The sequence below is a fragment of the Lentzea flava genome (assembly GCF_014648475.1).
Classification (GTDB): Bacteria; Actinomycetota; Actinomycetes; order Mycobacteriales; family Pseudonocardiaceae; genus Lentzea; species Lentzea flava.
This window is the reverse complement of the sequence record NZ_BMRE01000017.1, coordinates 106785-120954: the sequence shown is the minus strand read 5'-3', so window position 1 is coordinate 120954 and position 14170 is coordinate 106785. Positions and strand designations below refer to the sequence as shown.

Below are 14170 nucleotides of genomic sequence, written 5' to 3'. Positions count from 1 at the left end.
CGCGGCACTCTCGGTAACACCTGGCGTGACCGCTCGATGGTCAGGCGTACGAACGCCCACCACGAGGGAGCGCGACGTGATCGAGAACTCGGCCGCCGGACTGGTGATGGTGCCCGGCGAGGTGACGGTGACCGTCACCGGCGAGGAGCACCACCAGGACGCACTGGCCAGGTACGCCGTTCCGGACGGCGTCACGCGGCACGTCGCCGTGCATCTGACGTGGTGCACCATCGCCGCGGGCAAGTACCGCGGTCAGCGCGGCATCGAGGTGCGGCTCGACGGCCGGCGGGTGGGCGAGCTGACCTTCCTGATGTCGCAACGGTATGCGCCGGTGCTGATGCACGTGGAATCCGGCGGTGGGTCGGCGGGGTGCACGGCGTTGGTGCAGCGCGGCTCCAACGGGCTGCTGCAGATCGTGCTGCGCATGCCGCGTGAGATTCCGCAGGGCGCGGTGGTGCCGGTCGCGTCCAGGCCGAAGTCGTGGGTGGCGCCGGTGGCGATCAGCGCGGCCAGCCTGTTGGGGTTCTTCTTCGTCATCGGCATCATCGGCGCCGCGGTCGGTGGTTCGGACAAGGGTTCCGCGTTGAGCACGACGACGGCCGCACCCACCACGACGACCACGACGGTGCAGCCGACCACGACCACAACTACCACCACGACAACGACGACGACCACCACCACCACCACTCCCCCGGCGGTCGCGCAGCCCAAGCCGCAACCCCAGCCACAGCCTCAACCCCAACCGCAGCCGCAGCCGGTTCCCGCTCCGGCACCGCAGCCGAAGTGCGACCCGAACTACAGCGGCTGCGTGCCGATCGCGTCCGACGTCGACTGCGCGGGTGGCAGCGGTGGCGGGCCCGCGTACGTCGCAGGCCCGATCCGCGTCATCGGCAGCGACATCTACCGGTTGGACAGCGACAAGGACGGCATCGCCTGTGAGTGACGTGGCTTCAGCATCGGCTTGAACGCGTCGCGGTAGGCCCAGGCCAGGTAGATCTCGGCCACCGCGATCAGCACGGCCATGATCGCGCCGCTGGGCGCCAGCAGCACGTGGAAACCGAAGATGCCGACCACGAGCGGCGCCAGCAGGGCCAGCGCCAGCGGTGCGAACCTGTTGACCAGCAACATGATTCCGGCCAGCAGTTCGACCACCTTGGTGACGGGCATGATGAACCCGCTCTCGCCGAGAGCGGTGGCGAACGCGACCGCCTCGGCGGGCATGCCCTCCATCGACTGCGATCCCAGGCCGAAGAGCCCGGTGAAGCCGGAGAACGCGAACAGCGCCCCGAACAGGACGCGAACGGCAACGGTGAGGTACTTGATCGTCATGCCATCAGCATCAAACCTCGACTTTACTGGAGGTCAACACCGTTCGCTCACCGCTGAACGACCACGCTGCTCGCCTGGAACGTGGCAATGGTTCGATCAAGGGGTGGAGATTCCCGCGGAGGTGGTGCGCGCGGTCGGCGCGGACGTCGTGTGGTCGCGCGACCACGAAGGACTGTCCGGCGACGTCTGGAAGGCGGGCTCGGCCTACGTGAAGCGCGCCGGGGTGGACGAGCGCGACCGGTTGCGGTGGCTGGGCGAACGCTTCGAGGTGCCGGAGATCAGGGCGTTCGTGGACGACTGGCTGGTGCTGGCCGACGTCGGGGCGCCGTCGCTGGCCTCGGTCGATCCGGTGCTGGCGGGGACCGTCATGGGCACGGTGCTGCGGTCGTTGCACGCCTTGCCGGTCGCCACGTGCCCGTTCGACGCGCGCGTGGCCGTCATGATCGAGAAGGCGCGGCAGAACGTCGAAGCGGGTCTCGTCGATCCGGACGACTTCGACGACGACAACCTCGGGGCCACGCCGTCCGAACTGCTGGAGCGGCTGGTGTCGAGTGCGCCGCAGGACGAGGATCTCGTGGTGGCGCACGGGGACTTCTGCCCGCCGAACGTGCTGCTGCGCCCGGACGGCTCGACCGTGCTGATCGACGTGTCCCGGCTGGGCGTGTCCGACCGGCACCGCGATCTCGCGCTGGCGCACAGGGAGTTGGGCGAGGAGGCCGCAGCCGCGTTCGACCGCGCCTACGGCCTCACCCCCCGCCCCGACAGGCTCGCCTGGTACCGCTTGCTCGACGAGTTCTTCTAACCCCGCTCGTACGGCGTCTTCTCCCCCGCCTCGACGGCGAACGGCAGGTGGTTGCCCGCGGGCGGCAGCGGGCAGGTCGCGAAGTCCGTGAACGCGCACGGCAGGTTCGTCGCGCGGTTGAAGTCGAGCACGACCTTGCCGTCCACCGGAGTGGCGGCCAGAGACCGGTTCGCCGCGTACGTGGTCACGCCGCTGGTGGCGTCGGTGAAGAGGATGTTCAGGCCGCCGTTGCGTCCGTTGAACGCCGTGAGCGTGTGCTCGGCGCCGTTGTACGTGAACCGCACACGGCCCGGTGCTTCGTAGACGTGGCTGAGTCCTTCCACGACCGCACCGACGGTCGTGGGAATGGGAGCGTCGAACGGTTCGTACACGCCCTCGATCACCCACTGCTGCTGCGGTTCGTACGACGGCACACCGCGGAAGTTCCGCAGCACCTCGGCCTTCGGGTCGTGGACGCGGATCAGGTACCCGCCGCGCCGTGCGATCTCGATCTCGACGTCACCGGCCGTGACGCGCGCGCCGGGGCCGCTCTGGACGAGCTCGAAGCGCTGCGTTTCTCCGTCGTTCTGCCAGTACGCCGCGTCGTCGTCCTGCCACCACACGCCCGGTAGTCCTTCATAGGCGCGTGGGGTGGTCTCCAGCCAGTCGAGCGAGACCAGCGCGAGCCACCCGTACGGGTCGGCCAGGCTCTTCTCCCGCTCCGTCTTCCAGGTCTGCCAGTCCTCCGCGAAGCTCATGTCGGTGGCAACGGCGGGTGCGCGGTCTTGCTTCCCCGTCCCACGGAATGGGAAACGAGGGCTTCCCCGAGTTCGGTGCGGGCGTACACGACGCTGCGGCCGTGCCGTTGGGAGGCGACCAGGCCGGCGTCGCGCAACGCCCGCAGGTGCTGGTTCACCGCCGAGGTCGTGACTCCGGTGCGCCGCGCGATGTCGGTGGACGAACGCGGTTCGCCGAGGCCTGCCAGCAGGTCCGCCCGCACCTGGCCGAGCACGCCGGCCAGCGCCGCGGGGCCGTGCGCCCTGCCGGTCTCCCACACCGTGCCGAGCCCGCGGGCCGCGTAGATCAGCAACGGTGGTGCGGCCGGGTCGACGGGCACCGCCGTGCGCCGGGCGAACACGCTGGGCACCAGGGTGAGTCCCTGTCCCCCGGCCTCGACGCGCCGCGGTTCGACGCCCGCGATGTGCACCCGGACGACGGGGCTGACGAACGTGATCCGGTCGGAGATGCCGGAGAGCATCGCCGCGAGTCCGTGCTGGGCCATCTCCCGACCGCGGTGGGCGATGTCCGCCTCGAGAACGGTGCGCATGCGGTCCCAATGACCGGAGAACACCACTTCCCAGTAGGTCTCCAGCGCGTCGAGCACGCGGTTGCGGTCGCGGAGCACGGCGGGCACCTCGCCGAGCACCGCGCGCAGGTCGCGTCGCATGGTGCGGGTGGAGACCCCGCGGAGTGCGGCGAACTCGTCCTCGATCTTCGTGAACGGTGTCAGCGGGCGGGGGCTGAGGAAGTCCGGCGTCCAGCCGCGGTCGTTGGACAGGGCGAGCAGGACCTCGGTGTCGACGTCGCGGACCCGGCGCGCGAACGGCAGGTGCAGCGGGTACTTGGCCGGGTCCTTGAGCACGCGGAGGCTGAGCGTGAGCTCGTTGAGCGGCGACACGGCGAACCGCACGTCGACCAGGTCGGACTCGCCGAGCACGAACTCGATCATGTAGCACAACGCTACATCAGTTACCTGCGACCGGCACCGGACGACAAGCTCCCGGCCATGTGGACCGATCTGGATCTGGCGTTGCGCATCGTGCGGGAGGCCGCGGAACTGGCGGCGGGCGCGTTCGCGTCGGACACCCTGCACGTGCGGCACAAGGCGGACGGCAGCGAGGTGACCGCCATCGACCTCGCGATCGAGGACCTCGTGCGCAGAAGGCTGACCGAGGCCGTGCCCGACGACGGCGTCGCCGGTGAGGAACGCCCTGAGCGGTGCGGAACCTCGGGCAGGCGCTGGCTCGTCGACCCGATCAGCGGCACGGCGGACTTCGTGCGCGGACGGCCGACGTACTCGGTGGACCTGGCCATGACGGACGCACACGGACCAGCGCTCGCGGTGTCGGCCCTGCCGTCGCTCGGCCTCACCATGGCGGCGGGGCGCGGCATCGGATGCCGTGTGTTCAACGGCGCGGACGAGACCGCCGCACGTGTGTCCACACAGGACTCCGTTGTCGGCGCCCGAGTGTGCTTGCACGGCAAGAAGAAGCCCGCTTTGGACGGATGCGTCGTCGTCGACAACAGCGTCTCGGTGCTGAGCCTCGTCACCGGTGAAGCCGACGCGATCGTGGTCGCCGGCGCCCAGCTGGACGAGTTCGACCTGGCGTGCCTGCCGGTGCTCGTGCAGGAGGCCGGCGGCCGCGTGACGATCACCGAGGACGTCGTGCTGGCCACCAACGGTGTCCTGCACGAGGCGTTCCTCGGCGTCCTGTCGAGACCCACCTGGGAGTCGAACCCAGTGTCAACGCTGTTGCAGAGCGTTTCACGGCCGTCGTGACGTGGGTCGGGCATCGCGCGTCCTGGTGTCGAACCAGGCTGCCCGGGCTTATGAGGCCCAGGTGACCACCGGGTCCCGCGCGATGGGGTGACCGACCGGACTCGCACCGGCTTCGACCAGGACCACAACCTGGCGCCTCGACTGCTTCGGCTTCGGTCACAGCTGCCCGTCGAGGACTCGAACCTCGATCTCCGCGTCCAGAGCGCGGCGTCCGTGCCGATTGGACCAACGGGCAACAAAAAAGCCGCCTCGTCGCTGCGGCGACGGGACGGCTCCCCTTCCGGCACAGATCAACTCATGCCAGGGGAGCACCAGACGTGCTGATGACACATGTGCTGCATCACGGCTGGGCTCCTTCCTCCAGGTTCGTTGCGATCCACTCTGACGGATGACACGAGGGTGTCGCAACGCATTATTCGCGCTGCAAAAGTTTGCAGGATTGAGGCGTGTTCTCAAGTATTCCTCATGTCGACTTGCGGAAAACTTTTGCAACGTCTTTCCTGGACCGCTGACACACCCCGTCGGAAGGTTCAGGACATGTCCCAGGACTGGTGGCGACACGCCGTCATCTACCAGGTCTACGTGCGCAGCTTCGCCGACTCGAACGGCGACGGCGTCGGTGACCTGCCCGGCATCCGCTCACGCCTGCCCTACCTGCGCGACCTCGGGGTCGACGCGGTGTGGATCACGCCGTTCTACGCGTCGCCGATGGCCGACGGCGGCTACGACGTGGCGGACTACCGCGCGGTGGACCCGCAGTTCGGTGACCTCGACGACGTGCGCGCGTTGGTCGCGGACGCGCACGACCTCGGCATCAGGGTGATCGTCGACATCGTGCCGAACCACAGCTCGGACCAGCACGAGTGGTTCCAGGAGGCGCTGGCCGGGCGCGGCCGTGAGCGCTACATCTTCCGCGAGGGCGTGGGCGACCAGCCGCCGAACGACTGGGAGTCGGTGTTCGGCGGGCCGGCGTGGACGCGGGTCGCGGACGGGTCGTGGTACCTGCACCTGTTCGCGCCGGAGCAGCCGGACCTGAACTGGGAGCTGCCCGAGGTGCGCGCGGAGTTCCGCGACGTGCTGCGGTTCTGGCTGGACCTCGGCGTCGACGGGTTCCGCGTCGACGTGGCGCACGGGATGATCAAGGCGGCGGGGCTGCCCGACATCGGGCACGCGGACCAGCTGAAGCTGCTGGGCACGGAGCCGTTGCCGTTCTTCGACCAGGACGGTGTGCACGAGATCCACCGCGAGTGGCGTGCCGTGGTCGACTCGTACCCCGGTGAGCGCGTTCTGGTGGCGGAGGCGTGGACGCCTTCCGCCGAGCGCACGGCGCTGTACCTGCGTCCCGACGAGATGCACCAGGCGTTCAACTTCCACTACCTGACGGCGGAGTGGACCTGCGAGGCGTTGCGGTCGGTCATCGACTCGTCGCTGGCGGCGGTGGCTCCGGTCGGTGCGCCCACCACGTGGGTGCTGTCGAACCACGACGTGCAACGGCACGTGACGCGGTACGGCGGCGGCGAGACCGGTCTGCGGCGTGCGCGCGCCGCGCTGGCGTTGATGCTCGCGTTGCCGGGCTCGGTGTACCTGTACCAGGGCGAGGAGCTCGGACTGCCCGAGGTGCTGGACCTGCCGGACGAGGTGCTGCAGGACCCGATGTGGGAGCGGTCCGGGCACACCGAACGCGGTCGTGACGGGTGCCGCGTGCCGCTGCCGTGGACGTCCTCCGGCCCTTCACTCGGGTTCGGCACGGGCGGGGCGTGGCTGCCGCAGCCCGCGGACTGGGCGAAGCTCAGCGTGGAGGCGCAGTCGGGTGACCAGGACTCGATGTTGTCCTTCTACCGCAATGCTCTGCGGATCCGCCGCGAGCACCCCGCGCTCGGTGCGGGCGACGGTGTGAAGTGGGTCGACGGGCCCGCGGACGTGCTGTGGTTCGAACGGGACGGCTTCGCGTGCGCGGTGAACCTGTCCGGTGAGGTCGTCGCGCTGCCGGATCCGGGTGCGGTGCTGCTCGCGTCCTCGTACTACGGGGTGCGCGACGGGCAGGTGCTCCTCCCGCCGGACACCGCGCTCTGGTGGGAGCTCTGACCAGCACTTCCACTTGATCGACAACATTGTCAGACCCCCTGAGTACGGTTCGTTCACATCGGCTTCGAACCAGCTCCGGGGGTCTGACTGTGTGCAGCAACGTCGACGAGAACGCCTGGGTGATGCCCGCGCAGTGGCTGCGGCAGGCGTTCCCCAGACGTGACGCGAGACCGGTGCCGGAGTTCGGGGTCGACCGGGCTCTGGCGCAGGAGTTCCGCGAGCACGTGGCGGCGCGGGGCGGGGTGATCGAGGAGGTCCTCGCCCACCCGTCCTCGCACCCGGAGCTGGTCGGTGCGCTGCGGGCCCAGCTGGCAGGCCGCCCGTCCCCGCTGGGTGCCGCCGTGCTCGCGAAGGTGGCCGAGCTGGGCCGCTCGCCGGTGCACTGGTGGATCGACGAGTTCGGTCTGCCGTTCGCCGCGGCGGCGGCCGTGCACCACGGAGTGGTGGCCGTCAGCAACTGGAAGGACTGGCAGACCCAGAAGTGGTCCGGCACCCACCTGAGGCTGGAGCCGCCGAAGTACCTCGGTGACGAGACGTTCGAGGCCAGGGCGCTGATCGACGCCCGCAGAGCGCTGGCGGCAGCGGACAGCGCGACGTACGAGGAGGCTCTGGCGGCGCTGGAGGAGGTCGGCGCCACGTGGTTCGGCCAGGTGGCGCGCGCGTTCGTGGCTCCGACGCGGCACGACTGGTTCGACGAGGCGCACGCGGCCGAGTACGCACCGGACTGGATGGTCGACTCCTCGGCGAGCACGCCGGAGCACCTCGGCCGCCCGCGGTGCGGCCGCCTGTTCTGGTCGCCGGAAGCCCTGTACTCGGCGCTGCTCCTGCTGGGGCCCGCCCTCGCGCCGGTGCTCGACGCGGAGCTGCGCACGAGGTCCGACGGCGACGCGGACCTCCGCAAGGCGGCGCTCGAGGTGCTGGCGGCGCTGCCGACGGACGAGGCATTCCTGATCCTGCTGAACCGCATGCGGGAGAAGCACTTCCGGCCCGCGTTGCAGTCCGCGATGGCCGCGTTCCCGGTGCGGGCGGCCCGGCTGCTGGCGCCGCGCGCGGCCGTCGACCCGGACGTCCGCCACCTGCTCCGGGTGCACGTGCTGATGCACCCGGATCTCGAACTCCCGCCGCAGACCGCCGCGCTGGTGGCCGCGGCTGGCTTCGTGACCGTGCCGGACGCACCGCCGTCGGCGCTCCCCCGCGTGCTGGCCGATCCGCCGTGGCTGCGTCGCCGCGCGCAGCCGAAACCGGTGGTGCTGAAGGATCTTCCGGTGCCGCCCGCGCACCTGACGTGGCTGCCGGGCGAGCGCGAGGAGTGGCGTGAGGCCGGAGGTAGGTGGACCAATCACTCCTACGACTGGTACCCCCTCGCCCAGGCGGTCAGGCACCGCACGCACCGCATCGACGATCACAGGCTGTTCCGGCACGCGCCGGAGGAGCTGGCCCGCCCGCTGCTCGCCGACTGGGTGCCGGTCGACACCTGGCGCGGCGAGATCTGGGGCAGGAGCATCGCGGCCCGGTTCGAACTGGACGCCCTCCCCGCGCTGCGGCGCGTGGCCGCGGCGGCCCCGCGGACGAACGGCGTGATCCTGCTCCCGTACGCGGCGCCCGAAGTGGCCGAGCTGATGGCGGACTGGCTGGTGCGCCTCAAATCCGCCCGCGCGTTCGCCGTCGAGTGGCTGGCCCGCCACCGCGAGACAGCGGCCCGCCTCCTGATCCCCGCGGCACTGGGCGCGGCGGGCCCGCGCCGCCACAACGCCGAGTTCGCCCTGCGCCACCTCCACCTGGAAACCGGTGTCGACGTCATCGCCGTCGCGACCTCCCTGCAGCCGCAGGCGGGCGCGGCCATCCGCACGCTGATGGAGGCCGACCCGCTCGACGTCCTCCCGCCGAAGCTGCCGGCGATCGACTGGACCCGCCCGCACCTGCTCCCCCAGGTCCTGCTGGCCGACCGCACCGCCGCGCTGTCGACGGAGGCGGCCGCCAACCTCCTGCTGACCGCCGCACTGTCCACACCGGACGCCATCTACCCCGGCCTGCCGCTCGCCGCCGAGGCGTGCGACCGCGAGTCGCTGGCGGAGTTCGCCTGGGCGGTGTTCGGCCGCTGGCAGGACCTGGACGCACCACCGAAGGACAGCTGGGCCCTCACCGCCCTCGGCTGGTTCGGCACCGATGCCACGGTCCGCCGCCTGGCACCCGTGATCCGGGCCTGGCCGGGCGAGAGCGGCCACGCGAAAGCCGTGACGGGCCTGGATGTGCTGGCCAGGATCGGCACCGAGGTGGCCCTGTCCCACCTGAACAGCATCGCCGAGAGGGTGAAGTTCAAGGGCCTCAAGACCCGCGCCCAGGAGAAGATCGCTCAGATCGCCGCCGAGCTCGGCCTGTCCCGCGACCAGCTGGCCGACCGCCTCGTCCCCCGCCTGGGCCTGGACGACTCCGCCTCCCTGGTCATCGACTACGGCCCCCGCCAGTTCACCGTCGGCTTCGACGAACAGCTCAAGCCCTACGTCCTCGACCAGGACGGCAAGCCCCGCAAGGACCTTCCCAAACCCGGCGCGAAGGACGACCAGTCCCGCGCCCCGCTCGAACACAAGCGCTTCTCGACGCTGAAGAAGGACGTCCGCACCATCGCCTCCGACCAGATCCACCGCCTGGAACGCGCGATGGTCAACCAGCGCACCTGGACCGCCGAGGAGTTCCACACCGTCCTGGCCGGACACCCCCTCCTGTGGCACCTCGTCCGCCGCCTGGTCTGGCTCACCGACGAGAGCACCTCGTTCCGCCTGGCAGAAGACCGCACCCTCGCCACCGCAGCGGACACCGAGTTCACCCTCCCGCCGAACGCAACCGTCCGCGTAGCCCACCCAGTCGACCTGGCCGACACCCTGAAGGCGTGGGGCGACATCTTCGCCGACTACGAGATCCTGCAACCGTTCCCGCAGTTGATCCGCCCCACCCACGCCTTCACACCGGCCGAGCCCGAGATCCCGCAACTGCGCGAGTACCTCAACCGAGCCGCACCGGTGGGCAGGATCCTCGGCCTCACCACCCGAGGCTGGGTCCGCGGCGCACCCCAGGACAACGGCGTCGAAAACTGGGTCACCCGCCCGCTCCCCTCCGGCGGCGCCCTCGTCGCAACCCTGGACCCCGGCATCGCCACCGGCGCCGTCGACATCTACCCCGAGGTGAAGTTCAGCGCCATCTGGTTCTCCGAGACCGGCGAAGGCACCTGGCCTCCTCCCAACGACAACACCCAGACCGGCATCGCCATCGACCCGATCACCGCCTCGGAACTCCTGTCGGAACTGGAATCCCTGCACGCCTGACCGGGCTTTCCGCAAGATCGCCAAAATTGTCAGACCGTCTGGGTACGGTCCTCCCCATCAGCTTTCAAACCAACCCTGGGGGCAGCACATGCGCAGGTGGGAGCTCGTCTCGGGTACCTCGGCGAAGTTCTGGGAGATCGACCAGGACGGGCCCGCCGTGACCGTCCGGTTCGGACGGCTGGGAACGGCCGGCCAGACCCAGACCAAGGAGCTGGCCTCCACGGCGGCGGCCGAAGCCCACGTCACAAAACTGGTGACGGAAAAGGAAAAGAAGGGCTACAGACCCGTCAGCTCCACCGCCACCGCCGCCGCCTCGGCTCCGGCAACCCCCGCGCCCAGTTCCGCCGCCACCGCTCCCGCACCCACGCCCGCATCCGCCTCGACCGCTGCGGCCACCGCACGCGCCACCGCTCCCACCCCCGCGCCCGCGGCCGCCTCCACCGCCACACTCTCCGCCACCCCCGACCTCACGGCGCCCACCGCCGACCACCCCGCATCCCCCTCCACCGCCACCGCTCCCACTCCCGCGCCCAGTTCCGCCGCCACCGTCCCCGCACCCACGCCCACATCCACCTCCACCTCCACCGCCGCCTCATCCGCCGCCTCATCCGCCGCGGCCACCGCACGCACCACCACTCCCACCCCCGCACCCACGCCCGCATCCGCCTCGACCGCTGCCTCACCCGCCGCGGCCACCGCACGCACCACCACTCCCACCCCCACACCCGCATCCACCACCGCCACACCCTCCGCCACCCCTGGCGCCACCGCGCCCACCGCCGACCACCCCGCATCCCCCTCCACCGCCACCGCTCCCCCTCCCACCAAGCCAACCTCCGTAGACGAGAACACCTGGTCCATGCCCAAGGCCTGGCTGCGCGACGCCCTGTGGCGCCGAGACGTCGAGCCACTGCCCCCGCGCTTCACGGTGAGCCAGGCCCGCGCCCAGGAGTTCCGCGACTGGGTAGCGGCCAACGGCGAGGAAATCGCCGAGGTGATGGCCCACCCGATGTCGGACCAGAACCTGGTCCGAGTCCTGCGCGACCAGCTCGACGGACGCCCGACTCCCCTGGGCGCCGCGCTGCTCGCCAGGGTGGCGCAGCTGCACAAGCTGTCGGTGCACTGGTGGATCGCGGAGTACGGCCTGCCGTTCGCGGCAGCGGCCGTGGTGCACTGCTGCGCCGTCGTCCTGCTCGGCTACCACAACTCGCAGACCGACCGGTCGTTCAAGGCCCGCCTGGAATCCGCCGAGGGTCGCCACCCGGATCCGACCGACGTGGACGGCTGGAACCTGGTGCAGATCCGCACCGCGCTCGCGGCTGCGGACGCCGCCACCTACGACGCGGCGATCGCCGAGCTGGAGAAGGTCGGCACCACGGCCCTCGGTCAGGTGGCGCGAGCCTTCCTCGTGCCGACGCGGCACGACTGGTTCGAGGAGGCGAACGCCCACCCGCCGCGTCGTCCCGGGAACTGGATGACGCTGGGCGCGGTGAGCACGCTGGAGCAGTTGGCGCGGCTGCAGAGCCGCGACCTGACGTGGTCGCCGATCGCCCTGCACACCGCCCTGCACGCGCTGGGGCCGGCGATCGCGCCGTTCGTCGCCGAGGAGTTCGACGACAGCCGGAGCGACGCGGACCGGCGCAGGCTGGCGTTGAAGGTGCTCGCCGCGTTGCCGACCGACGAGGCGTTCGCGATCCTGCTCGACCGCCTCGACACCAAGTACGTGCGGCCGGTGCTGCTGTCCGCGATGGCCGCCTTCCCGGCGCGGGCGGCCCGGCTTCTGGCGGCGCGTGCCGCCACGAACGCCGAAGCACTGCAGCTGCTTCGCGCGCACCTGATGTCGCACCCCGACCTCGAACCACCAACCGAGACCGCCGCGCTGCTGGCCGAAGCCGAAGCGCGGATGGTGCCGGACGCGCCCGCCTCCGCGCTGCCGCGCGTGCTCGCGGAAGCGCCGTGGTCGCACCCGCGCCCGCAGCCGAAGCCCTTGGTGCTGAAGGACCTCCCGGTGCCCGACGCACACATCAGCTGGCTGCCGGGCGAGCGCGAGGAGTGGCTGGGGAACGGCAGCCACCGGGTCGTGGAGCTCGCCGCCTGGCAACGGGCAGCGGAGGAGATGCGGGCCGGCAGGCACAACCACCACGGACTGTTCGAGAACGGTCCGGAGGAGCTGGCCCGCCCGCTGCTCGCCTGCTGGGTGCCCGGCGACAGCTGGGGTGCCGAGGACTGGGGCAGGCGCATCGCGGCCCGGTTCGAGCTGGACGCCCTGCCTCCGCTGCTCCGGCTGGCCGCGAGCAACCCGCACGGGTGCGGCATGATCCTGCTCCCGTACGCCACCGCCGAGGTCGCGAACCTCATGGCGAACTGGTTGGTGCGGCTCAAGACCGCCGGCGCGTTCGCCGCGGCCTGGCTCGCCCGGCACGGCGAGGCCGCCGCCCGTCTCCTGCTGCCCGCCGCGCTGGGTGCGGCGAGTCCTCAGCGCGGCTACGCCGAGTTCGCCCTGCGCCACCTCCACCTGGAAATCGGCGTGGACGTCATCGCCGTCGCCGCCGCGGTGCGCCCGGAGGCGGGTGCGGCCGTCCGCACGCTCGTCGAGGTCGACCCGCTCGACGTCCTCCCCACGAAACTGCCGGAGATCGGTGACTGGGCCGACACCCGGCTGCTGCCCCAGGTGCTGCTGGCCGATCGCACGGCGGCGCTGTCCGCGCAGGCCGCCACGAACCTGCTGATGACCGCGGCACTGTCCAAACCGGACGCCGTGTACGCGGGCCTGCCGATGGCCGTCGAGGTGTGCGACCGCGAGTCGCTGGCGGAGTTCGCCTGGACGGTCTTCACCCGCTGGCAGGCCGAAGACGCCCCGCCGAAGGACGGCTGGGCTCTCACCGCGCTCGGCTGGTTCGGCACCGACGAGACGGTCCGCCGCCTCGCGCCGCTGATCCGCGCCTGGCCCGGCGAGAACGCGCACGCCAAGGCCGTGACGGGCCTCGACGTCCTCGCGCAGATCGGCACCGAGACCGCACTCGCCCACCTGAACGGCATCGCGGAGAAGGTGAAGTTCAAGGCGCTCAAGGCCCGCGCCCAGGAGAAGGTCGCCGACATCGCCGCCACCCTGGGCCTGAGCCGCGACCAGCTGTCCGACCGCCTGGTGCCGAGCCTGGGCCTGGACGACGCCGCCTCACTGGTGATCGACTACGGCTCCCGTCAGTTCACGGTGGGCTTCGACGAACAGCTCAAGCCCTACGTGCTCGACCCGGACGGCAAGCGCCGCAAGGACCTCCCGAAGCCGGGCGCCAAGGACGACCAGGAGAAAGCCCCGCTGGAACACCAGCGCTTCGCGGCACTGAAGAAGGACGTCCGCACCGTCGCCACCGACCAGATCCAGCGCCTCGAACGCGCCATGATCGCCCAGCGCACCTGGTCCGCCGAGGAGTTCCACACGGTGCTCGCCGCCCATCCGCTGCTCTGGCACCTGGTGCGCCGCCTGGTCTGGATCACCGACGAGGGCCTCTCGTTCCGCCTGGCGGAAGACCGCACGCTCGCCAACGCCGAGGACGACGAGATCACGCTGCCGGGCGACGCCACCGTCCGCGTGGCTCATCCGGTCGACCTCGCCGACACCCTGGAAGCGTGGGGCGAGGTCTTCGCCGACTACGAGATCCTCCAGCCCTTCCCGCAGCTGGGCCGCCCGACCCACAGCTTCGCCGCCGGCGAACCCCGCGTCCCGCAACTGCACAAGTACCTCGACCTGCCCGTGCCGGTGGGCAAGATCCTCGGCCTCACGAAACGGGGCTGGGTGCGCGGCACACCCCTGGACGCGGGCGTCGAAGAGTGGATCACGCGCCCCCTGCCCGCAGGCGGCGCGCTCGTCGCCACCCTCGACCCCGGCATCGCCGTCGGCGCGATCGACGTCTTCCCCGAGGTCAAGTTCACCTCGCTGTACTTCTCGGCCACCGGCGAAGGCCACTGGACCGCCCCGCGCGACGGCGGCCCGGACACCTTCGACGTCGACCCGGTCACCGCCTCCGAGCTCCTCTCGGAGCTGGAGTCCCTGCACCACTAGTGGCCGGCATCGGTCTCGGAATCTCATCCCAGGGG

General features: G+C 71.0%; 10 protein-coding genes, 2 tRNA genes and 1 pseudogene. 7 read left to right on the top strand and 6 right to left on the bottom strand.

The annotated features are described in order from the left end of the window. The first annotated feature begins 76 nt into the window (after positions 1-76). A complete protein-coding gene (locus tag IEZ09_RS46620) occupies positions 77-943 on the top strand; it encodes a hypothetical protein (RefSeq protein WP_229812782.1) in 867 nt (288 codons plus the stop codon). On the opposite strand, the gene IEZ09_RS20835 is transcribed toward IEZ09_RS46620, so the two are convergent. Continuing rightward, positions 901-1329 carry a DoxX family membrane protein gene (locus tag IEZ09_RS20835; protein ID WP_189255393.1) on the bottom strand — a complete coding sequence of 143 codons (429 nt, stop codon included), beginning with the start codon at positions 1327-1329 and terminating at the stop codon, positions 901-903. The genes IEZ09_RS46620 and IEZ09_RS20835 overlap by 43 nt on opposite strands. Before the next feature lie 103 nt (positions 1330-1432). On the opposite strand from IEZ09_RS20835, the gene IEZ09_RS20830 reads away from it, so the two are divergent. After that, on the top strand, positions 1433-2131 hold the full coding sequence (locus tag IEZ09_RS20830) for an aminoglycoside 3'-phosphotransferase (protein ID WP_189255392.1): 699 nt from the start codon (positions 1433-1435) through the stop codon (positions 2129-2131). Here IEZ09_RS20830 and IEZ09_RS20825 read toward each other — a convergent pair. Both IEZ09_RS20825 and IEZ09_RS20820 read right to left on the bottom strand, forming a co-directional pair. Then, positions 2128-2868: a DUF1684 domain-containing protein gene (locus IEZ09_RS20825; protein ID WP_189255391.1), complete on the bottom strand. Its 741-nt coding sequence runs from the start codon at positions 2866-2868 to the stop codon at positions 2128-2130. The genes IEZ09_RS20830 and IEZ09_RS20825 overlap by 4 nt on opposite strands. Continuing rightward, on the bottom strand, positions 2865-3839 hold the full coding sequence (locus IEZ09_RS20820; protein ID WP_189255390.1) for an ArsR/SmtB family transcription factor: 975 nt from the start codon (positions 3837-3839) through the stop codon (positions 2865-2867). Before IEZ09_RS20820 ends, IEZ09_RS20825 begins: the two co-directional genes overlap by 4 nt. Before the next feature lie 57 nt (positions 3840-3896). Here IEZ09_RS20820 and IEZ09_RS20815 point away from each other — a divergent pair, with 57 nt between their 5' ends. Then, entirely contained in the window at positions 3897-4670 is a 774-nt protein-coding gene (locus IEZ09_RS20815) for an inositol monophosphatase family protein (RefSeq protein WP_189255389.1), read from the top strand. 83 nt (positions 4671-4753) lie between these two features. On the opposite strand, the gene IEZ09_RS20810 is transcribed toward IEZ09_RS20815, so the two are convergent. Continuing rightward, a tRNA-His gene (locus tag IEZ09_RS20810) sits at positions 4754-4830 on the bottom strand. A 2-nt stretch (positions 4831-4832) separates the two neighbouring features. Then, positions 4833-4905, bottom strand: a tRNA-Gln gene (locus IEZ09_RS20805). Between the two features lie 302 nt (positions 4906-5207). On the opposite strand from IEZ09_RS20805, the gene IEZ09_RS20800 reads away from it, so the two are divergent. The 3 genes and pseudogenes from IEZ09_RS20800 to IEZ09_RS47925 all read left to right on the top strand — a co-directional run. Next, positions 5208-6755 carry a glycoside hydrolase family 13 protein gene (locus tag IEZ09_RS20800; protein WP_189255388.1) on the top strand — a complete coding sequence of 516 codons (1548 nt, stop codon included), beginning with the start codon at positions 5208-5210 and terminating at the stop codon, positions 6753-6755. A gap of 89 nt (positions 6756-6844) precedes the next feature. Then, the gene (locus IEZ09_RS20795) at positions 6845-10075 is read left to right on the top strand and encodes a DUF4132 domain-containing protein (RefSeq protein WP_189255387.1); all 3231 of its coding nucleotides are present in this window, start codon (positions 6845-6847) and stop codon (positions 10073-10075) included. Positions 10076-10163: 88 nt separating this feature from the next. Continuing rightward, positions 10164-10310: pseudogene (locus IEZ09_RS47925) on the top strand (WGR domain-containing protein); the annotation flags it as partial. 41 nt (positions 10311-10351) lie between these two features. Here the strand turns inward: IEZ09_RS47925 and IEZ09_RS46615 are convergent. After that, a complete protein-coding gene (locus IEZ09_RS46615; protein WP_229812788.1) occupies positions 10352-10852 on the bottom strand; it encodes a hypothetical protein in 501 nt (166 codons plus the stop codon). A gap of 82 nt (positions 10853-10934) precedes the next feature. Between IEZ09_RS46615 and IEZ09_RS20790 the strand changes: the two genes are divergently transcribed. Beyond that, positions 10935-14135 (top strand): DUF4132 domain-containing protein, encoded by a 3201-nt coding sequence (locus tag IEZ09_RS20790; RefSeq protein WP_229812781.1) that lies wholly within the window; start codon positions 10935-10937, stop codon positions 14133-14135. Positions 14136-14170: the final 35 nt, after the last annotated feature.

Bases quoted from the DNA above. Each gene is read 5' to 3' on its own strand.
- IEZ09_RS20815 (WP_189255389.1), top strand. From the start codon at position 3,897: ATGTGGACCGATCTGGATCTGGCGTTGCGCATCGTGCGGGAGGCCGCG.
- IEZ09_RS20820 (WP_189255390.1), bottom strand. From the start codon at position 3,839: ATGATCGAGTTCGTGCTCGGCGAGTCCGACCTGGTCGACGTGCGGTTC.
- IEZ09_RS20835 (WP_189255393.1), bottom strand. From the start codon at position 1,329: ATGACGATCAAGTACCTCACCGTTGCCGTTCGCGTCCTGTTCGGGGCG.
- IEZ09_RS20790 (WP_229812781.1), top strand. From the start codon at position 10,935: ATGCCCAAGGCCTGGCTGCGCGACGCCCTGTGGCGCCGAGACGTCGAG.
- IEZ09_RS20825 (WP_189255391.1), bottom strand. From the start codon at position 2,868: ATGAGCTTCGCGGAGGACTGGCAGACCTGGAAGACGGAGCGGGAGAAG.
- IEZ09_RS20800 (WP_189255388.1), top strand. From the start codon at position 5,208: ATGTCCCAGGACTGGTGGCGACACGCCGTCATCTACCAGGTCTACGTG.